The organism is Rhizobium sp. Leaf306, from assembly GCF_001423425.1.
In the GTDB taxonomy this organism is placed as follows: Bacteria; Pseudomonadota; Alphaproteobacteria; order Rhizobiales; family Rhizobiaceae; genus Neorhizobium; species Neorhizobium soli.
This window is the reverse complement of sequence record NZ_LMNX01000001.1, coordinates 668,993-688,839: the sequence shown is the minus strand read 5'-3', so window position 1 is coordinate 688,839 and position 19,847 is coordinate 668,993. Positions and strand designations below refer to the sequence as shown.

Sequence of the window (19,847 nt, the reverse complement as noted above, 5' to 3'; positions counted from 1 at the left end):
TCCGGGTTGCGGCGCTGGATCTTTCTCCCCGCCGCGTGTGAATTCTTGAACCGGACATTACCCCTTTCTGCCAAACGCGAAAGATGAACGATCGGAGACTGTTTGTCTCATAAAAGTGAACGATCACGGCCATTTTAGAATGTGCAAAAAACCGCATATGCAAGCGAAGGTGAACGCAACCTTCAGCCGGGGTTCACCGTTTGGCACCTACCATCGGGTCGTTCTCACATTGAGTTCGACCTCGAACTAGGAGGAAGATATGAAGAAGATCGCCATCACCACGCTCGCACTCGTCATGGCGTCTGCATTTGCAGTGCCGAGCTTTGCGCAGACATACCGCAGCGAAAGCCGCGAAAACCGGCAGGAAAACCGGATCTACCGCGGTGCCGTCACCGGCAAACTGACGCCGCAGGAGCTTCGCAACATCGCTCGCCAGCAGAACCGCATCGATCGCGCCCAGAACCGCGCAGCCCGCGATGGCGTAATCACCCCGCGCGAGCGCCGCGAGATCGAGCGCCGCCAGAACAACGCGTCGCGCAACATCTACCGCAAGAACAACAACGGCCGCACGATGTACTAAGCCGAGCGGCACTTCAAATGACCCTTGACCGTCCGGCTCTGCCGGGCGGTTTTTTTATGGGCGCGAAACGAAAAAAGGCGGCCCGGAGACCGCCCTTTCGGTTCGTCAATGTGGTCAATCAGAACTCTTCCCAGTTGGAGGCGGCTGGCGCTAGCGAACCGAAGGCTGACGCAACCTTCTTGGCGAGGGTGCGTGCCGGCGAGGGGGTGGCGCGGGCGGTTGCGTGATCGGCGACGCGCACCGATGCGGACATTCCGCGGTCGCCTTCGGTGTTGAACCGACCGACGAGCTCGCGCAGGCGCTGGGCTTCCTGGGCAAGCGCAGCGCTTGCCGCCGTTGCTTCTTCCACCATCGCGGCGTTCTGCTGGGTTACCTGGTCCATCTGGTTGACGGCGACATTGACTTCCGACAGGCCGACCGACTGTTCCTTTGCGGACGTGGCAATCGCATCGAGCTGCGAATTGATCGCCACGACATGATTCTGGATCACCTGAAGCGCAGTGCCTGTGGCGCTCACCAGTTCGACGCCATTCTTGACTTCGGACGCCGAGTTCCGGATCAGGTCCTTGATCTCCTTTGCGGCCTGCGCGGAGCGCTGCGCGAGCTCGCGCACTTCCTGGGCAACCACCGCAAAGCCCTTGCCGGCTTCACCGGCGCGCGCCGCCTCAACGCCCGCATTGAGGGCGAGAAGGTTGGTCTGGAAGGCGATTTCGTCGATCACGCCGATGATGTTGGAGATCTGCGAGGACGACTGTTCGATCCGCTGCATCGCATCGACCGCTTTTGCAACGACGGCGCCGGACTGGGCAGCCGATTGATTGGCTTCGATCGCCATCGACCGGGCTTCTTCCGTGCGGCTGGTGGAGGTGCTGACATTGGCCGTGATCTGGTCGAGCGCTGCAGCTGTCTCTTCGAGCGAGGCGGCCTGCTGTTCGGTACGTTTCGACAGGTCGCCGGCGCTCTGGCTGAGTTCGCGGGATCCGCCGTCGATCGCGTTGGTGGCGTTGGCGACGGAGTGGAGCGTGTCGCGCAGCTTGGCGACCGAGTCGTTGAAATCCGCTCGCAAGCCTTCGAAGTCTGCGGCGAAAGCCCGGTCCAACTGGAAGGTGAGGTCTCCGGCCGAGAGCCGCTTGAGGCCTTCCGCCAGACCATTGGTCGCCTCGGCCATCGCCTCGCTGCGTTGGCGTTCGCTCTCCGCGTTGCGGACACGGTCCGCTTCCTGGGTCGTACGGTTCAGCTCGGCTTCATGCTCCATTTCCTTGCTGCGCAGAGCATTGTCCTTGAACACCTGCAAGGCCTTGGCCATGCTGCCGACCTCGTCGCGGCGGTCCGCGCCGGCCACCAGCGCCGACAGATCCCCGTTTGCAAGGGTCAGCATCGTGCGCTGCAAGTGCTGGATGGGTCGTGCAAGCCAGGCACGGATCAGGAAGAAGCCTGCGACGAGCACGAGGGCGAGACCTCCGATAACGGCCCCGAAAGTGGCGTAGATGGTTGTCTTCGCACTGGCGCTGAGATTTTCGCTTTCCTGATTTGCAGCTGTCATCACTTCGTCGGTCACCACCGTGAGTTTTTCGGTAACGGCCGCAAACTTCGGCTTGCAGTCCTTCATGAAGGCTTCCTGAGACGCCAGCACGGCAGCCTCGTCCGTGGCCTGAGCTGCGGCCTGAACCACAGGGCCGCAAGCGTCATTGAGAACGCTCAAACCTTCCGCCTTGATCGGCGCCAGCTTGGCATTAGCGGGAAGGGCCGCCATCGCCTTGTCCATCCAGCCACCAAAAGAGGATTTGGCTTTTTCAAACGCCGCAAGATTGCTCGCGTTCTCTGCGTCAGTGCGCGACACAAGCAGGTCGCCAACGGCAGCGTGCCCGGTCTGCATGTAGCGATTGGCGCGTGCAATTGCCAAAGTTGCCAGACTTTCCTGCTGGAGAAGCCCGCCATACTCGCTATCCAGCGTTCGAATGCTGTTGCTGCTGTAGAAGGCAGTTGCGACGACGAATATGCCGAAGAACGACATGAGCGTCAGAAATTTACCGATCAAAGATACGTGCTTCATGGCAACCTGCGCGTTGGTGTTTGATTAAGCGCAGTTAATGTGAAGTTGCTTAGAAGAGCGTCACTGCCGAATTACTATTTTATACGAATAAAAATTATCAGTCCTTGTCGTTCGGTAAGTTCAGAGGGGGAAATGCTATGCATGCTGTATGCCTCAATAGCAGAAAGGGCGCCGGTTGCCCGACGCCCTTTCCGAAACACTGAACCTGAAGGATCAGATGTGCAGACCTTACGGCCTGATCACATCATGTCCATTCCGCCCATGCCGCCCATGCCGCCGCCGCCCATGCCGCCGCCAGCCGATTCCTTCTTAGGAAGTTCGGCAATCATGGCTTCGGTGGTGATCAGCAGCGAAGCAACCGAAGCTGCGTTCTGCAGAGCCGTGCGAACGACCTTGACCGGATCGACGATACCCATGGCGATCATGTCGCCATATTCCGACGTCTGGGCGTTGTAGCCGAAGTTGTCGCTGTCGCCGTCGAGGATCTTGCCGACAACGATCGAAGCTTCGTCACCAGCGTTGGTTGCGATCTGGCGAACCAGCGACTGCAGCGCCTTGCGGACGATGTTGATGCCGGCTTCCTGGTCGTCGTTCGCGCCCTTGGACGTGATCTTGGTCGAAGCGCGCAGGAGTGCGGTACCGCCGCCTGGGACGATGCCTTCCTGAACGGCAGCGCGCGTCGCGTTGAGCGCGTCGTCGATGCGGTCCTTGCGTTCCTTGACTTCGATCTCCGTGGAACCGCCGACGCGGATGACGGCAACGCCGCCAGCGAGCTTGGCAAGACGTTCCTGCAGCTTCTCGCGGTCATAGTCCGAAGATGTTTCTTCGATCTGTGCCTTGATCTGTGCAACGCGGCCTTCGATGTCGGTCTTCTGACCGGCGCCGTCGACGATCGTCGTGTTTTCCTTGGTGATCGAGACCTTCTTCGAACGGCCGAGCATGTCGAGCGTTACGGTTTCGAGCTTGATGCCGAGGTCTTCGGAGATGACAGTGCCGCCCGTCAGGATGGCGATGTCTTCCAGCATGGCCTTGCGGCGGTCGCCGAAGCCAGGAGCCTTGACGGCAGCAATCTTCAGGCCGCCACGCAGCTTGTTGACGACGAGCGTAGCAAGAGCTTCGCCTTCGACGTCTTCAGCGATGATCAGGAGCGGCTTGCCGGTCTGAACGACAGCTTCGAGAACAGGCAGCATGGCCTGAAGGTTCGAAAGCTTCTTTTCGTGCAGAAGGATGTAAGCGTCGTCGAGATCGGCGACCATCTTTTCCGGGTTGGTCACGAAGTAAGGCGACAGGTAGCCGCGGTCGAACTGCATGCCTTCGACGACTTCGAGTTCGGTTTCAGCGGTCTTGGCTTCTTCGACGGTGATAACACCTTCGTTGCCGACCTTCTGCATGGCTTCAGCAATGTCACGGCCGACCTGTGCGTCGCCGTTTGCCGAAATCGTGCCGACCTGTGCAACTTCTTCCGAAGTCGAGATCTTCTTGGCGTTGGCCTGGAGATCCTTGACGACTTCTGCAACGGCGAGATCGATGCCGCGCTTCAGGTCCATCGGGTTCATGCCGGCGGCCACTGCCTTGTTGCCTTCGCGAACGATGGCCTGTGCAAGAACGGTAGCAGTCGTGGTGCCGTCGCCGGCGATGTCGTTGGTCTTCGAAGCAACTTCGCGGACCATCTGGGCGCCCATGTTTTCGAACTTGTCTTCAAGTTCGATTTCCTTGGCGACCGAAACACCGTCCTTGGTGATGCGCGGAGCGCCGAAGGACTTGTCGATGATGACGTTACGACCCTTGGGGCCGAGCGTGACCTTCACTGCGTCAGCGAGGATATCGACGCCGTGAAGCATCTTTTCGCGCGCGGTGCGGCCAAACTTGATTTCTTTAGCTGCCATGTTGGGAACTCCTGAAAAGGGGTGTCAGCAAATATTGGAAGAAGAGCAGTCGGCTAAAATCAGCCGATGATGCCCATGATGTCGGCTTCCTTCATGATCAGAAGGTCGACGCCATCGAGCTTGACTTCGGTGCCCGACCACTTGCCGAACAGAACGCGGTCGCCGACCTTGACGTCGAGTGCAACCTGCTTGCCGCTTTCGTCGCGGGCGCCAGGACCAACGGCGATGATTTCGCCTTCAGCTGGCTTTTCCTTGGCGGTATCGGGAATGATGATGCCGCCCTTGGTCTTTTCTTCAGACTCGACGCGCTTGACTACAACGCGGTCGTGCAGGGGGCGAAAATTGGTGCTTGTCATTGTCTAATCCCTCGATCAAATGACATGGACGGGTCTCAAGGACCCGCGGAGTGACGTTTAGCACTCATCTATTGAGAGTGCTAACGAGACCCGAGATAAGGATGGCTGCGAGCTGAGTCAAGAACGGGCTTGAAAAATTCAGGGCTCAAGGAGCGGCCATGCAGAATACGCTTAACGACCAAAACCCGGGCGCAGCGCCGAGCTTTCGTGAGCTCGTGGCCGTGTTTGCCCGGATAGGTGCCCTCAGTTTCGGAGGGCCTGCCGGACAGATCGGCATGATGCACAAGACTTTGGTGGAAGAAAGACGCTGGCTCTCGGAAGAGCGGTTTCTGCACGCCCTCAACTACTGCATGCTGCTGCCCGGCCCAGAAGCGCAGCAACTGGCCACCTATATCGGCTGGCTGCTGTTCGGCGTGCGCGGCGGTATCGTTTCGGGCCTGCTTTTCGTGCTTCCCGGCCTCGCCATCATCCTAGGGCTTTCGGCGGCTTACGTCCTCTATCAGGATGCGACATGGCTTGCCGGCCTGTTCTTCGGCCTGAAGGCGGCGGTCCTTGCAATCGTGGTGGAGGCAGTGATCCGCCTCGGACGCCGAACGTTGAAGACTACCTTCCTGCGCGGGGTCGCGGCCGTTGCCTTCATAGCCCTGTTCTTCTTCAGCCTGCCGTTTCCGCTCGTCGTGTTTGTGGCCGGTCTCGCAGGCTATCTGATGACGCGGGCAGGGGGGCAGCAACCGCAAGGCAGCGTCGCCAAAGAGGACAGTCATCCCGGCGCGAAAACACCTGGTGTCGCCCGCACGATCGCAACGCTTGTATTCTGGATCCTTGTCTGGCAGTCGCCTGTTCTGGCGCTCTGGGCCTTCGGTGCGCCGGAAAGCCTGTCCAGCCTGTTCGCGTTTTTCTCCAAGATGGCACTGGTCACCTTCGGCGGCGCCTATGCGGTGCTGGCCTATGTGGCGCAGGTTGCAGTCGCCGATTACGGCTGGCTGAAGCCGGGCGAGATGCTGGACGGACTGGCGCTTGCCGAAACCACGCCGGGCCCGCTCGTGCTGGTTCTGTCCTTTGTCGGGTTCCTCGTCGGCTTCCGCGAAGCCTCCGGTCTCGGCCCCGTCACGGGCGGAATAATCGGCGGCCTGCTTGTCGCCTGGGCAACCTTCGTGCCGAGCTTCGTCTTAATCTTTGCAGGTGCACCGCTCATCGAGCGCTTGCGCGGCAACGCCCTTTTATCCGGCGCGCTGTCGGCCATCACCGCGGCTGTCGTCGGCGTCATCCTCAACCTCGCGATCTGGTTCGGCCTGCATGTTCTGTTCAGAGAGGTTCGCCACGTCGATCTCTTTACGCCCATCGGATTTGGCCTTTCCGTCCCTGTCTGGTCCAGCCTCGATCCTGTCGCTCTTTTGCTTTTCGCAGCCTCCGCCTTCATGCTGTTCGTCCTGAAGCTCGGCATGGTGCCGGTGCTCGCCATCAGCGCGGTGGCCGGTTTCCTCGCCCGGATCGTGCTGATCCAGTGAGGATCGTATCATTGCAAAAATATGAAGTTTTGCCGGGATCTACGTCGCGCGGCCCGCTTTCACCGCCTTCTCCCTTGTAATCTCGGCAACGGTTTGCGATGTCAGCCTCCTAATCGAGCAGGCAAAACCGGCAGGAACTTTTGATATGGCAAAGCGCATCCAGAATTTGAACGACGTGATCGAGAGCTACGATGTCGTGCTTTCGGATGTCTGGGGCGTGGTCCATAACGGCGTCGAAGCCTTCCAGCATTCCTGCACAGCCTTGGCCGCCGCGAGAAAAGCCGGCGCCACTGTCGTCCTGATCACCAACTCTCCGCGTCCAGCACCTGGCGTCATCGAACAGATGAAGCATCTCGGCGTTCCCGATGGAACCTATGACCGGATCGTCACGTCTGGCGATGTCACCCGCCATCTGGTCGCCGAAGGTCCGAAGAAGGTGTTTCTGCTGGGGCCTGAACGCGACCTCAATTTCTTCGATGGACTGGGTATCGAGATCGTTTCTGAAGCCGACGCCGATTGCGTCGTCTGCACCGGCTTCTTCGACGACGAGAAGGAAGTGCCCGAAGACTATACCCAGATGCTGACCACCTTCATTGCGCGCGACGTGCCGATGATCTGCGCGAACCCGGATCTGGTGGTCGAACGCGGTCACCGGATCATTCCCTGCGCCGGTGCGGTCGCCGCCTATTACGAACAACTCGGCGGCCAGGTCCGCGTTGCCGGCAAGCCGCACAAGCCGATCTACGACGAGGCGATCTCGCTTGCCCGCCAGGAGCGCGGTGATGTCGACAAGGCGAGGGTTCTCGCGATCGGCGACGGCATGCCGACCGATGTTCGTGGCGCGCTTTCGCAAGGCCTCGACCTGCTTTATATCAGTGCCGGCATTCACATCGCGGAATATTCCGTCGATGGCGAAACCGATGAGGCGATCATGCAGGAATGGCTGAAAAGCGAGAACGCGGCGCCGAAATTCTGGATGCCGCGCCTCGCCTGATCCGGAACCTGACATGACCGTATTTCACCGAAACGAAATGAAGGAGCCGCTGCCCGAGAGCCTCAAGGGCGGCGTCGTCGCGATCGGCAATTTCGATGGCGTCCATCGCGGTCATCGCAGCGTTCTCGATCGTGCGCTGGAACTTGCCAGTGAACGCGGCGTGCCAGCACTCGTGCTGACCTTCGAGCCGCATCCGCGAACCGTCTTCAAACCCGACCAGCCCGTCTTCCGGCTGACGCCGGCACCGCTCAAGGCACGCCTCTTGGAAGCGATGGGGTTTCGCTCGGTCATCGAATACCCGTTCGACCGCGACTTCGCGACCCGTTCGGCCGAGGATTTCGTGAAGACGATCCTGACCGACTGGCTGGGCGCAAGCGCCGTCGTCACCGGCTTCGACTTCCATTTCGGCAAGGGCCGCGAAGGCGGACCGGCTTTCCTGATGACCGCCGGCGATCGTCACGGGTTCACCGTGTCGCTGGTGGATGCCTTTCGCGATGAAAACGCGGAAGTCGTGTCGTCGAGCCGCATCCGCGATCTGATCGCCGAAGGAGACGTCGTCGCTGCCGCAGGCCTGCTCGGCTATCGCTATACGGTCGAGGCGGAAGTCATCGGCGGCGAACAGCTTGGCCGCCAGCTCGGCTATCCCACCGCGAACATGAAGCTTGCACCCGAAACGGAACTGAAGCCCGGCATCTATGCCGTGCGCTTCAGAAGAGCCGACGGCACGCTTCACGACGGCGTCGCAAGCTACGGCCGACGCCCGACGGTGACGGACGACGGTGCACCGCTTCTCGAAACCTATCTGTTCGACTTCTCCGGAAACCTCTACGGCGAGATCTGCTCGGTCTCCTTCTTCGGCTACCTGCGCCCCGAACTCAAATTCGACGGCCTAGACCCTCTGGTTGCCCAGATGAAAAACGACGAGGAAGAGGCGAGGGCGCTGCTGTCAGGCGTAAAGCCGCTCGGCGAACTGGACATGAAGATCGCGTTTTAGGCTTTAGAGGCGTATTTCAGGCGGCCGCCGTCATCTCGGCGGGCCGTTGCCAGAGAATTGTTGGGATCAGGTCCTTCACCGGCTTGTGCGCCAGATCCTCTGCGGAAATATGATTGGCGACGATCAGATCGATGGCGACATCGAAGATGACGTCTTCAAAAGAATCCACGTCGGGCGCCTCGATATGAAGGCCCTCGATATCGCTCTCCGAATAGAAGAGCCTGGCTTCTTCATCCCAGACAGCTTTGATAAAGAATGTTCTCTTCACGGTGTCTACTCTGAAGGTCTGCGGTTTCCCGAAAACCATATATCTGTCATCAGTAGTCCGCAACGCAGGAATGATATCCCATGGCAACCCCACCCCGCAGGCCCGTAAACCCGATGGAAGCGGCCGAAGCGCTGTTCAAGCCGGTCAAGAAACCCGCTGCTCCGGCAGTCGAAAGACGCGCAGCTCCCCAGGCAAAGGAACTCGTGTCCCTGAAGCTCGACAGCGCCGTCATCGAATACTTCCAGGACGACGGCCCCGGCTGGCAGGACCGCATCAACGATGCTCTGCGGGCAACGATGCTGGCCAACCCGAAGGCTTAGCGGCCGCTCAACGGAAACAGCGCGACATCGTCCTGCCAGGGATCGAAGATCGCCGCGCCCGACATGCGGAAGTCCTTGACGTTGCGGGTGACGAGATAGAGATCGTGCTCGATGGCGGTCGCCGCAAACAGCGTATCGATGACAGGCGGCGCGTGACCGGTGGAACGCTTCACGCGTCCCGAAATCTCGCCCCAGCGGCGCACGATAGGGTCGGTCGCGGACAGCGTACGGCCACTGAACCGGGCTTCAAGCGCGTCGGTGGCGGCCTTGTACCGGTAGCGATTGGCATCGTCGTCGGGCAGGTTCGCTATTCCCTTGTCGTATTCGGCCAGCGTCAGAACGCTGATGAACAGCCGCTCTTCATCCTGGTTCGCCGCCCAGCGCTTGACCGAGGGCGCGCCGTTCGGGTTGATCAGGGCGGAAATGACGTTGGTGTCGAGAAGCCAGCCGATCACAGTTCCACGTCCCGTCCGCGGTCGGCATCCCGGTCGAGATTAAGATCTTCCAGCCCCAACCCTTCCATGAAATCGATGAGCGATGTCTTGGGCGCCGGCCGGCTCAACCGCTCCAGCTCCTCGCTGCTGATTACCACGACGCTGTCTTTTCCGCGCACCGTCACATGCTGCGGGCCTTCGTTACGGGCGCGCCGCACCACCTCGGAAAACCGTGCCTTGGCATCTTCGAGCTTCCAGATGTTTTCCTGACGTCTTTCCGGCATATCATCCTCCAACTGGTCAGATAGTCAGTTGTAATCCAAGGGCGGGCAGGGAGTCCACGAACCATCTCGGTTTTGCCCCTTCCTTTCACCCGAAAAACACCGTAATAACCGCCCCCATGACAGATTTCCGGCGGGCCAGGATCATGGCCGCGATGATCATACGAATTATCGGCCCGGCCTTCCGCGCGGCTTGAACAGTCGGCCGGAGGGTCCGGGTTTTCGGCGCTTCCAAGAGCGCTTCTGCCACCGAATTCATCCGCATGCGCCCCTGTCCCGGCGCCAGAGACGATAGCCAATATGACCGATACAGTGACTGAAAAGCTCGATTACTCGAAGACCCTCTATCTGCCCGAGACCGAGTTTCCGATGCGGGCAGGCCTGCCGCAGAAAGAGCCGGAAACCGTTGCCCGCTGGCGCGAGATGGATCTCTACAAGAAGCTGCGCACCTCCGCCGCCGGTCGCGAAAAATTCGTGCTGCACGATGGCCCTCCTTACGCCAACGGCAACATCCATATCGGCCATGCGCTGAACAAGATCCTCAAGGACGTCATCACCCGCTCGTTCCAGATGCGCGGCTATGATGCGAACTACGTTCCCGGCTGGGATTGCCACGGTCTGCCGATCGAGTGGAAGATCGAGGAAGAGAATTACCGCGCCAAGGGCAAGGCCAAGCCCGACCTGAAACAGCCGGACGCGATGATCGAATTCCGCAAGGAATGCCGCGCCTATGCGCAGAAGTGGATCGCGATCCAGGCCGAAGAATTCAAGCGCCTCGGCATCGTCGGCGATTTCGACAGACCCTACCTGACCATGGATTTCCACTCGGAAAGCCGCATCGCCGGCGAGCTCCTGAAGATCGCCATGAGCGGCCAGCTCTATCGCGGCTCGAAGCCCATCATGTGGTCGGTTGTCGAGCGCACGGCGCTGGCGGAAGCCGAGGTCGAATACCACGACTACGAGAGCGACACGATCTGGGTGAAGTTCCCGGTGAACAGTGGCTCGGCAGAACTGGCTGACGCCCATGTGGTCATCTGGACGACGACGCCGTGGACCATCCCGGGCAACCGCGCCATCGCCTATTCGCCGAAGGTCTCCTATGGCCTCTACGAAGTCACCGAAGCTGCCAATGATTTTGGCCCGCAGCCGGGCGAGAAACTGATCTTTGCAGACAGCCTGGCGGACGAATCCGCAGCTAAGGCAAAGCTCGCCTTCAGTCGTCTGCGGGGCGTCTCCGCCGACGAACTGGCTGGCGTCACCTGCGCGCATCCCCTCAAGGATCTCGGCTACGACTTCACCGTCCCACTCCTCGCCGGCGACCATGTCACCGATGACGCCGGTACCGGTTTCGTCCACACCGCGCCGTCCCACGGCCGCGAGGATTTCGAGGCCTGGATGTCCAGCGTCAAGGAACTCGAAGCCCGCGGCATCGATCCGCGCATCCCGTTCCCAGTCGATGATAGCGGCACCTACACCATCGACGCCCCCGGTTTCGAGGGTGCTCGCGTCATGGATGACAACGGCAAGAAGGGCGATGCCAACGATCGCGTCATCAAGGCGCTGATCGAACGCAACGCGCTGTTTGCCCGTGGCCGCCTTAAGCATTCCTATCCGCATTCCTGGCGCTCGAAGAAGCCGATCATCTTCCGCAACACGCCGCAGTGGTTCGTCTATATGGACAAGGACCTGGCAGACGGTACGACGCTGCGCACCCGTGCGCTGACCGCCATCGACGATACCCGCTTCGTGCCCGCCGCCGGCCAGAACCGCCTGCGCGCCATGATCGAGCAGCGCCCGGACTGGGTTCTGTCGCGCCAGCGCGCCTGGGGCGTCCCGATCTGCGTGTTTGCAGATGAAGAAGGCAATGTCCTGCAGGACGAAGAGGTCAATGCCCGCATCCTCGAGGCCTTCGATGCAGAAGGTGCCGATGCCTGGTTTGCCGAAGGTGCCAAGGAACGCTTCCTCGGCAATGCCCATGACGGCGCCAAGTGGACGCAGGTCATGGATATCCTCGACGTCTGGTTCGATTCAGGCTCGACGCACACGTTCACCCTCGAAGACCGTCCGGACCTGAAATGGCCGGCGGACGTCTATCTCGAAGGGTCGGACCAGCATCGCGGCTGGTTCCATTCATCGCTTCTGGAATCGGCTGCCACCCGCGGCCGGGCGCCCTATGACACGGTCGTCACCCATGGTTTCACCATGGATGAGAAGGGCCAGAAGATGTCGAAGTCGCTCGGCAATGTCGTGGCGCCTCAGGACGTCATGAAGGATGCCGGCGCCGATATCCTGCGCCTGTGGGTCATGACCACCGATTACTGGGAAGACCAGCGCCTCGGCAAGACGATCATCCAGACCAATGTCGATGCTTACAGAAAGCTGCGCAACACCATTCGCTGGATGCTCGGCACGCTGGCCCACGACGACGGCGAAGAGATCGCTTATGCCGAGCTCCCGGAACTTGAAAAGCTCATGCTGCATCGGCTGTCCGAACTCGATGAAGTCGTGCGCACCGGTTACGATGCGTTCGAATTCAAGAAGATCGCCCGCGCACTGATCGATTTTAGCAATATTGAACTGTCGGCCTTCTACTTCGACATCCGCAAGGATGCGCTCTATTGCGACGCTCCGTCGTCGCTGCGCCGTCGCGCCTCGCTTGCGGTCATCCGCAAGATCTTCGAATGCACGGTCACCTGGCTCGCACCCATGCTGCCCTTCACCACGGAAGAGGCATGGCTGTCCCTGAAGCCAAATGCCGTCTCCGTGCATCTGGAACAGTTCCCGGATGTGCCGGCCGAATGGAAGAACGATGCGGTTGCCGAGAAATGGGCAAAGATCCGCAAGGTTCGCTCGGTCGTCACAGGCGCGCTCGAAATCGAGCGCAAGGACAAGCGCATCGGTTCGTCGCTTGAAGCCGCTCCCGTCGTCCATGTCGCCGATGCCGAGCTTTTGAAGGCGCTGGAAGGACTGGATTTCGAAGAAACCTGCATCACATCCGCCATCACGATCGTGGCAGACGAAGGCCCGCAGACGGCGTTCCGTCTATCCGAAGTGTCTGGCGTGTCGGTGGAGCCGAAGCCCGCGGACGGCGTCAAGTGCGCCCGCTCGTGGCGGGTGACGACGGATGTCGGGTCCGATCCCGCCTGGCCGGATGTTTCGGCCCGCGATGCGGCGGCACTGACTGAACTGGCCAAGCTTGGCCGGCTCTGATGATCTGCAGATTACCGGATGATTGCGCTTGGCCGCGTCATCCGGTATTCCTGCCTGAAATTGGCCGGAATGTTCCGGCACGAGATGACTTCCGGTTTTGAAGGCGTCAGGACGGGCGCCGATGGTAGGGGTTTGATGAAAACGACTTATGCGTTTCGTGCCGCGATCGGTGCGGTTGGCATGCTGGCTGCAACCGTGTCTCTTTCCGGCTGCATGGGCGGCCCGACCTATGGCACCGACAAGACGGCAATGGCCCAGCTCGGCGACGATCTTGGAGCAGCCGTGGCTCTCGGCAGCGCCCGCGACGAAGAAAAAGAAAAGCTGCGCTACAATCCCCGCCCGACGCTGGTCGTTGCCGGCAAGGGGCAGGCCAGCCTTCCTGCACCCCAGCAGTCCCTTGCCAATCGCGAAAGCAACCCGAACTGGGTTGAATCGCCGGAAGAGACCCGTGCGCGCCTGCGTCTGGAGGCCAAGGAAAACGAAGGCAACAACAATTACCGTTCGCCGCTGATGGCCGGTCGTGGCCAGGGCGGTCAGATGACCGAAACGGAAAAATGGGAAGCCTTCCGCAAGGCCAAGCAGGATGTCGAAACGGTCAACATGGGCTCGCGCCGCCGTTCACTGTCCGAGCCGCCGGCTGAATTCCGTGCCGCCGATGCCGCAACGCTTCAGGATCTCGGAGAACCCGAGAACGAGAAGGAGCGCCGTCGCAAGAAGGAAGCGCAGAGCGCAACCCAGGCGTCGAACAGCAGCTGGTGGAAGCCCTTCCAGTAAGACCTCGTGTGTTGCTTAATCCCGGCGTGAGCGAAAGAAGCCTGTCAGAATGTCGGCGGCTTCCCGCTCTCCGAGCCCGGAATAGACATCCGGCGCATGATGGCAGCTCGGCTGCGCAAAGAAGCGCACGCCATTTTCGACAGCGCCACCCTTCGGATCTCCCGCGCCGTAATACAGCCGGCGAATTCGCGCGAACGAAATCGCCGCCGCACACATGGTGCATGGTTCCAGCGTCACGTAAAGATCGGCACCACTAAGCCGTTCCTGGCCGAGAACCCCGGCCGCAGCCCGGATAACCGCAATCTCGGCATGCGCCGTCACGTCGTTCTTGGTGCGGGTCAGGTTGCCGGATCTGGCGATAATCTGGCCGTCCATGACCAGCACGGCACCCACGGGAACTTCGCCCTGTGCCGCTGCAAGCCTGGCTTCTGTGAGTGCGGCATCCATGAAACCGTCGCTCTTGGGCATTTCCGCGATTTCCTCTTAACCCGGCTCGCATGAACTGGTAGGAAGCATTCAACACGAAGCGCGCTGTGCGCGTGTTTCATCACCATCCACGAACACGAATGTCCGGTTCGTTTCCGTAGACATCATGCTTCAGGCAAACAACAAATGACTTCAAAAGACAAGCCGAAGCGCGGCGAAGCCAAAACCTTCATCCGCGAGATCAAGCCGAAATCTGCAGATGCTGCAGCCGGCAAGACAAAGACGGGGACGGGCTTCAAGAAACGGGCGCCCGCAAAGCCCGGTTCCGACGCGCCCCGCTCAGAACGTCCGCGCTCCGTTGCGCCGCGCGCTGAAAAGCCCCGTGGCGAAAACGCTGCCGCCGACAAGCCGGCAAAGCCGATGCGCCGTCAGGCAGCCTCTGCCGAAACGGCAGCGTCGGATGGTAAGCCCGAGCGTATTTCCAAGATCCTTGCCCGCGTCGGCGTGGCGTCCCGCCGCGATATCGAGCGGATGATCATGGATGGCCGTGTGTCGCTCAACGGCAAGGTTCTCGATACGCCTGTCGTCAACGTCACCTTCGACGATGCGATCGAGGTGGATGGCGTGCCGATCCGCGGTGTCGAGCGCACGCGCCTGTGGCTCTACCATAAGCCCGGCGGCCTGGTGACGACGAATTCCGATCCGGAAGGACGTCAGACCGTGTTTGAAAACCTGCCCGGCGAACTGCCGCGGGTGCTCTCCATCGGTCGTCTCGACATCAATACCGAAGGCCTGCTGCTTCTGACCAACGACGGCGGTCTGTCGCGCGTGCTGGAACTTCCGACCACCGGCTGGCTGCGTCGCTACCGCGTCCGCGCCCATGGCGAGGTGGATCAGGAAGCGCTCGACAAGCTGAAGGACGGCATTGCCGTCGATGGCGTTCTCTACGGCTCGATCGAAGCCACGCTCGACCGTTCGCAGGGCCGCAACGTCTGGATCACCATGGGTCTTCGCGAAGGCAAGAACCGCGAGATCAAGAACGTCCTCGGCGCGCTCGGCCTCGAGGTCAACCGCCTGATCCGTATCTCCTACGGCCCGTTCCAGCTCGGCGACCTGCCGGAAGGCGAGGTCATGGAAGTGCGCGGCCGCACGCTGCGCGACCAGCTCGGTCCGCGCCTGATCGAAGAAGCGAAGGCGAATTTCGACGCGCCGATCTATAACGAAACGCCTGCTGCCTCTGAAGACGAGAAGCCGGCACGTTCCTCCCGCTCCGAATGGTCGAGCCCGGCGGACCGCCCGGCACGTCCTCGCGACGAGGACAGACGCGAGCGCTCGCTCGGCCGTCTCGATACCAAGGCGACCGAACGCAAGTTCTCCGAAAAGCCGGCCGGCAAATTTGGTGGCAAGCCCGAGGGCAAGTTCGGCGCAAAGCCGGGCTTCAAGTCCAATGACCGCGATCTCGGCGACGAAAAGCCGAAGAAGCGTCCGCCGATGGGCACCAGCCGCACCGCCAATGTCTGGATGGCGCCGGGTGCGCGTCCAAACGCCGACGGCAGCGTCCGGGCGGTTTCCGCTCGTGCGCAGGCAGAGCAGCTGTTCAGGAAACAGGTGCCCGAAAATGACCGCCGCGTGATCGTGAAGCGCGCCGATGACGACGCCGACTGGATCCGTGCGGATTCTCCGCCGGAGCCGGAAAAGGGCGAATTCGGCGCCAAGCGTTCCTTCGGTGACAAACCCCGCGGTGACAAACCCCGTGGCGACAAGCCGAGAAGCGACAGACCTCGCAGCGATAGCCCCCGCGGTGACAGCCCGAGAGGCGAGCGCTCCTTTGGCGACCGCAAGCCGCGCGAAAGCGGCGATCGTCCCTATGGCGACAAGCCCCGCGGCGAGCGTTCGTTTGGGGATCGTCCTTCCCGTGGAGACCGCCCGACCGGAGACCGCCCAACCGGCGACCGTCGCCCGCGTCAGGATGGTGACCGTCCCGCCCGTGCCTTTAACGCCGGCGAAGGCCGCTCCGATCGTCCGCGCTCGGATCGTCCTTATGGTGACAGGCCTGCGCGCGGTGATCGCCCGACGGGTGACCGTCCAACGCGTGACCGGCCAAGCACTGATCGTCGTCCGCGCGAGGATGGTGATCGTCCCGCACGCTCGTTCAATGCTGGCGAAAGCCGTCCCGATCGTCCGCGTTCGGATCGTCCCTTCGGTGACAAGCCTGCATTCGGCGATAAGCCCAGGGGTGCACGGCCTGCCGGCAAATCCTTCGGTGGCAAGCCGAGCGGTGGCAAGCCCGGCTTCGGCGGCAAACCATCGGGTGGCCGTCCCTCGGGTGGCAAGCCCGGCGGACGTCCGGCTGGCGCTCGCTCAGGCGGCCCGGGTGGAAAACCGCGGACCCCGAGAGGCTGATCCGTGCGCATCGTAGGGGGTGAATTCCGCGGCCGCACGCTCGCCACGCCGAAAACCAGCGCGATCCGGCCGACCATCGACCGGACGCGCGAAAGCCTGTTCAATATCATCGGCCATGTCTATCCGCAGGCGCTGGATGGCACGCGGGTGATCGATCTCTTCGCCGGCACCGGTGCCGTCGGACTGGAAGCCGTCTCGCGCGGCTGCCGTCATGCGCTGTTCGTTGAAAACGGTGTCGAAGGTCGCGGTCTCCTGTGGGAGAACATCGACAGTTTCGGCCTGCATGGTCGCGCCCGCATCCTGCGGCGCGATGCCACCAAGCTTGGGCCAGTCGGAACGCTGGAACCCTACAACTTCCTCTTCGCCGATCCGCCCTATGGCCAGAAGCTGGGCGAGGGGGCTCTGTTTGCAGCCCATGTCGGCGGCTGGCTGGTGCCCGGCGCACTCGCGATCCTGGAAGAACGCGCCGATGTCACGGTTGCCGTCGATCCGGCCTTCAAACTGCTCGAAAGCCGAACCTTCGGCGATACGCGGATGGATTTCTTCCGCTACGAACCGGCCTGAGCGAGCGGGAGAGGCCGATCATGAGCACGAGGCTGACCCTTGCTGATCATGAGACAGCGGATCGCGTTGGCCGGAAGAAGGGCGATCTGCGCTATGCGGTCGCCTTCGGCGGCGGCGGCGCCCGCGGCATTTCCCATATCCACGTCATCGAAGCGCTGGACGAACTCGGCATCCGGCCGGTAGCAATTTCCGGCTCTTCGATCGGCGCGATCATGGGTGCCGCCATGGCATCGGGCATGTCGGGCCGCGAGATCCGCGACTATACCGTCGAGACCGTCGGCAACCGCGGCTCGCTGGTGAACCGGCTCTGGGGTCTCGGCCCGTCGACGATGCGGGATGCACTCGGCGGATTTCGCTTCGGTCACTTCAATCTGGAGCCGATCCTCGAGGCCTTCCTGCCGAGCCAGATCCCCCAGGATTTCGCCGATCTCGTCATACCCTTGAAGATCTCCGCCACCGATTATTATGGCCAGGCGGAGGTGATCCTCGAGACGGGCAATCTGCGCAAGGCGATCGCGGCCTCTGCCGCCATTCCCGGCCTGTTCATGCCGGTCAGGGTCAACAACCGCATCATGATCGATGGCGGCGTCTTCAATCCCGTCCCTTACGAGCAGTTGATGGATCTCGCCGACGTGGTGATCGGCATCGATGTGGTCGGCGCGCCGGAAGGCGATGGCCTGCATCCGCCCAACCGCTTCGACAGCCTGTTCGGCGCAAGCCAGCTCACCATGCAGGCCAGCATCGCCCTCAAGCTGAAACTCAATCCGCCGCACATCTTCCTGCGTCCCAGCGTCAATCGCTTCGGCGTAATGGATTTCTTTAAGGCGCGCGACATCCTCGAAGCCTCAGAAGGCACAAGAGAAGAGCTGAAGCGGGCGATCGAGGCTCTGGAAAGGGCTGCCTGATCACCACTTGCCGATCGAAACACCGGAAGCCTTTTCCTCCGGGCTTTTGCCGGTGCGTTTCGGCTTGATCAGCGGCTCGGGGCGAACGGGACTGTTGAAGAGCATCTCGCGGCCGGCGCCCAAACCCTGCACGGCCTGAACCTGCAGCCGTTCCTCGTCGCGACGGCGGATGTCGTCGCCGATCTCGGAGGCGGCAGCCTCGCTCATGCCGAGCGCTTCCAGCGTCCGTCGCCCGAACAGCAGCCCGGACTCCAGCGTTTCGCGCAACTCGTATTCGACGTTCTTTTCGCGTAGCGCCAGCGAATGAACCCGGTCGTAGGACCGCACGAACAGGCGCACATCGGGAAATTCCGACGCAATCAGGTCGACGATCCGGTCCGTCGTTTCCCGTTTCTGCGTCGCGACCACAACGATCTTCGTCTTCTCGATACCGGACGCGATCAGAACGTCCTTGCGGGCACCATCGCCGAAATAGATCCGGAAGCCGAAATTCGCCGCCTGCCGGATACGCTCGGGACTGTCGTCGATGACAGTCACGGAACTGCCGCCGGCAAGCAGGATCTGCGCGGCGATCTGGCCGAAACGGGAAAAGCCGATCATCAGCACATCGGCTCCGGCGCCTTCGAAATCCTCCTCCAGATGTTCGCGCGTCTCGCTCTTCTGCAGGCGCCTAGCAAGCGCCGAGCCAAGCGGCGTCAGCGCCATCGACAGCGTCACGCCGGCAATCAGAAGCGAAGCGGTGGCGGAAGAGAGGAGGCCCGCGGCGGTTGCGGTGGTAAACAGCACGAAGCCGAATTCGCCACCCTGCGGCAACAGGAACGCGATCTTCAGGGCGTCATTGGGCGGCGAACCCCACAGGCGCGAGAGAGCGTAGACCACGGCCGCCTTCACACCCATGAACACGGCAACGGCCGGGATCAGGAAGGCAAGGTTTTCGAAGATCACCTGGACTTCGAGCGAAAGCCCGACAGCGACGAAGAACAGCGCCAGAAGCAGGCCGCGGAAGGGTTCGATATCCGCTTCCAGCTCGTGCCGATAGGAGGATTCCGCCAGCATGACGCCGGAGAGGAAAGCACCCATCGCCATCGACAGACCGACGGCCTGCATCGCAGCCGCCGAACCGAGCACGACGAGAAGGGCGGCGGCAATCATCACCTCGCGGGCACCGCTGCTGGCAATGATCTGGAACATCGGTGTCAGCAGGTACTTGCCGGCAATTACCATGGCGCCCACGGCAGCGACAGCGATTGCAAAGTCCAGCATCGGGGTGGCGGCTGCCTCGCTGGTGCCGGGTGCCAGGATTGTGATCAACGCCAGAAGCGGCACGATCGCGAGATCCTGGAACAAGAGAACGGAGAAGGAGCGCTGCCCGTAGCGGCTGTTCATCTCACCTGTGTCATTGAGGATCTGCAGCGCAAAGGCGGTGGACGACAGGGCAAGCCCGAAGCCGATCATCAGGCTGCCGCGCCAGTCCGCCATTTCCGACAGGTAGGCGAACCCGCTCAGGATGCCACCCGATATCGCCACCTGCGCCGGCCCAAGCCCGAACACATCGGCCCGCATCTGCCACAGACGCGAGGGTTTCAGCTCCAGCCCGATGACGAAGAGCAGGAACACGACGCCGAATTCCGCGACATGCAGCACTTCCTGCGTATCGGTCACCTGTTGCAGCACCGGACCGATCAGGATGCCGGCCGCGAGATATCCAAGCACGGTGCCAAGACCGAGCCTGCGAAACAGCGGGGCGGCGATCACCGCACCGGCAAGCAGCATCAACATTTCGGTAAAGTGGGAGCCGTTTGCAGTCATGGGGCACTTTCGGGTCGGGAATGCGGAAGGTCAACCGGGGAATCGGAGCGCTGCCCTTGATGCTTTGGTCGGTGCACAATAA

18 protein-coding genes are annotated in these 19,847 nt (G+C 61.6%); 10 read left to right on the top strand and 8 right to left on the bottom strand.

Annotation, left to right across the window (positions count from 1 at the left end):
- Positions 1-259: 259 nt before the first annotated feature.
- The gene (locus tag ASG19_RS03275; RefSeq protein ID WP_062453719.1) at positions 260-580 is read left to right on the top strand and encodes a hypothetical protein; all 321 of its coding nucleotides are present in this window, start codon (positions 260-262) and stop codon (positions 578-580) included.
- 118 nt (positions 581-698) lie between these two features.
- On the opposite strand, the gene ASG19_RS03270 is transcribed toward ASG19_RS03275, so the two are convergent.
- The 3 genes from ASG19_RS03270 to groES form a co-directional block, all read right to left on the bottom strand.
- A complete protein-coding gene (locus tag ASG19_RS03270; RefSeq protein ID WP_062453718.1) occupies positions 699-2,633 on the bottom strand; it encodes a methyl-accepting chemotaxis protein in 1,935 nt (644 codons plus the stop codon).
- A 239-nt stretch (positions 2,634-2,872) separates the two neighbouring features.
- On the bottom strand, positions 2,873-4,519 hold the full coding sequence (gene groL, locus ASG19_RS03265) for a chaperonin GroEL (protein ID WP_062453717.1): 1,647 nt from the start codon (positions 4,517-4,519) through the stop codon (positions 2,873-2,875).
- A 59-nt stretch (positions 4,520-4,578) separates the two neighbouring features.
- Positions 4,579-4,875, bottom strand: a complete 297-nt coding sequence (gene groES, locus ASG19_RS03260) for a co-chaperone GroES (RefSeq protein WP_062453716.1) — start codon at positions 4,873-4,875, stop codon at positions 4,579-4,581.
- Positions 4,876-5,033: 158 nt separating this feature from the next.
- Between groES and chrA the strand changes: the two genes are divergently transcribed.
- The 3 genes from chrA to ASG19_RS03245 all read left to right on the top strand — a co-directional run bounded on the left by chrA (position 5,034) and on the right by ASG19_RS03245 (position 8,371).
- On the top strand, positions 5,034-6,383 hold the full coding sequence (chrA, locus tag ASG19_RS03255) for a chromate efflux transporter (protein ID WP_062453715.1): 1,350 nt from the start codon (positions 5,034-5,036) through the stop codon (positions 6,381-6,383).
- 145 nt (positions 6,384-6,528) lie between these two features.
- Entirely contained in the window at positions 6,529-7,377 is an 849-nt protein-coding gene (locus tag ASG19_RS03250; RefSeq protein ID WP_062453714.1) for a TIGR01459 family HAD-type hydrolase, read from the top strand.
- Between the two features lie 13 nt (positions 7,378-7,390).
- Positions 7,391-8,371: a bifunctional riboflavin kinase/FAD synthetase gene (locus ASG19_RS03245; RefSeq protein WP_062453713.1), complete on the top strand. Its 981-nt coding sequence runs from the start codon at positions 7,391-7,393 to the stop codon at positions 8,369-8,371.
- A gap of 16 nt (positions 8,372-8,387) precedes the next feature.
- Here the strand turns inward: ASG19_RS03245 and ASG19_RS03240 are convergent, their stop codons facing one another.
- Positions 8,388-8,678, bottom strand: coding sequence for a DUF1902 domain-containing protein (locus ASG19_RS03240; protein WP_062453712.1), 291 nt, complete (start codon positions 8,676-8,678; stop codon positions 8,388-8,390).
- Between the two features lie 41 nt (positions 8,679-8,719).
- Between ASG19_RS03240 and ASG19_RS03235 the strand changes: the two genes are divergently transcribed.
- The gene (locus tag ASG19_RS03235; RefSeq protein WP_062453711.1) at positions 8,720-8,959 is read left to right on the top strand and encodes a BrnA antitoxin family protein; all 240 of its coding nucleotides are present in this window, start codon (positions 8,720-8,722) and stop codon (positions 8,957-8,959) included.
- Here ASG19_RS03235 and ASG19_RS03230 read toward each other — a convergent pair.
- A complete protein-coding gene (locus ASG19_RS03230; protein WP_062453710.1) occupies positions 8,956-9,414 on the bottom strand; it encodes a type II toxin-antitoxin system VapC family toxin in 459 nt (152 codons plus the stop codon). The genes ASG19_RS03235 and ASG19_RS03230 overlap by 4 nt on opposite strands.
- A complete protein-coding gene (locus ASG19_RS03225; RefSeq protein WP_062453709.1) occupies positions 9,411-9,677 on the bottom strand; it encodes a type II toxin-antitoxin system Phd/YefM family antitoxin in 267 nt (88 codons plus the stop codon). Before ASG19_RS03225 ends, ASG19_RS03230 begins: the two co-directional genes overlap by 4 nt.
- Positions 9,678-9,974: 297 nt before the next feature.
- Between ASG19_RS03225 and ileS the strand changes: the two genes are divergently transcribed.
- Entirely contained in the window at positions 9,975-12,884 is a 2,910-nt protein-coding gene (ileS, locus tag ASG19_RS03220; protein ID WP_062453708.1) for an isoleucine--tRNA ligase, read from the top strand.
- Positions 12,885-13,019: 135 nt separating this feature from the next.
- Complete coding sequence (locus tag ASG19_RS03215) at positions 13,020-13,658, top strand: hypothetical protein (RefSeq protein ID WP_062454852.1); 639 nt, start codon at positions 13,020-13,022, stop codon at positions 13,656-13,658.
- Positions 13,659-13,673: 15 nt separating this feature from the next.
- On the opposite strand, the gene ASG19_RS03210 is transcribed toward ASG19_RS03215, so the two are convergent.
- On the bottom strand, positions 13,674-14,126 hold the full coding sequence (locus tag ASG19_RS03210; RefSeq protein ID WP_062453707.1) for a nucleoside deaminase: 453 nt from the start codon (positions 14,124-14,126) through the stop codon (positions 13,674-13,676).
- Positions 14,127-14,270: 144 nt separating this feature from the next.
- Here ASG19_RS03210 and ASG19_RS03205 point away from each other — a divergent pair, with 144 nt between their 5' ends.
- Genes ASG19_RS03205 through ASG19_RS03195 form a run of 3 tightly spaced genes read left to right on the top strand, consistent with a single transcriptional unit; the run spans position 14,271 to position 17,956 of the window.
- A complete protein-coding gene (locus tag ASG19_RS03205) occupies positions 14,271-16,487 on the top strand; it encodes a pseudouridine synthase (RefSeq protein WP_062453706.1) in 2,217 nt (738 codons plus the stop codon).
- 3 nt (positions 16,488-16,490) lie between these two features.
- Positions 16,491-17,051: a 16S rRNA (guanine(966)-N(2))-methyltransferase RsmD gene (rsmD, locus tag ASG19_RS03200; RefSeq protein WP_062453705.1), complete on the top strand. Its 561-nt coding sequence runs from the start codon at positions 16,491-16,493 to the stop codon at positions 17,049-17,051.
- Between the two features lie 20 nt (positions 17,052-17,071).
- Complete coding sequence (locus tag ASG19_RS03195; RefSeq protein ID WP_082476170.1) at positions 17,072-17,956, top strand: patatin-like phospholipase family protein; 885 nt, start codon at positions 17,072-17,074, stop codon at positions 17,954-17,956.
- Here the strand turns inward: ASG19_RS03195 and ASG19_RS03190 are convergent, their stop codons facing one another.
- On the bottom strand, positions 17,957-19,765 hold the full coding sequence (locus tag ASG19_RS03190) for a monovalent cation:proton antiporter-2 (CPA2) family protein (RefSeq protein WP_062453704.1): 1,809 nt from the start codon (positions 19,763-19,765) through the stop codon (positions 17,957-17,959). It lies immediately after the preceding gene.
- Positions 19,766-19,847: the final 82 nt, after the last annotated feature.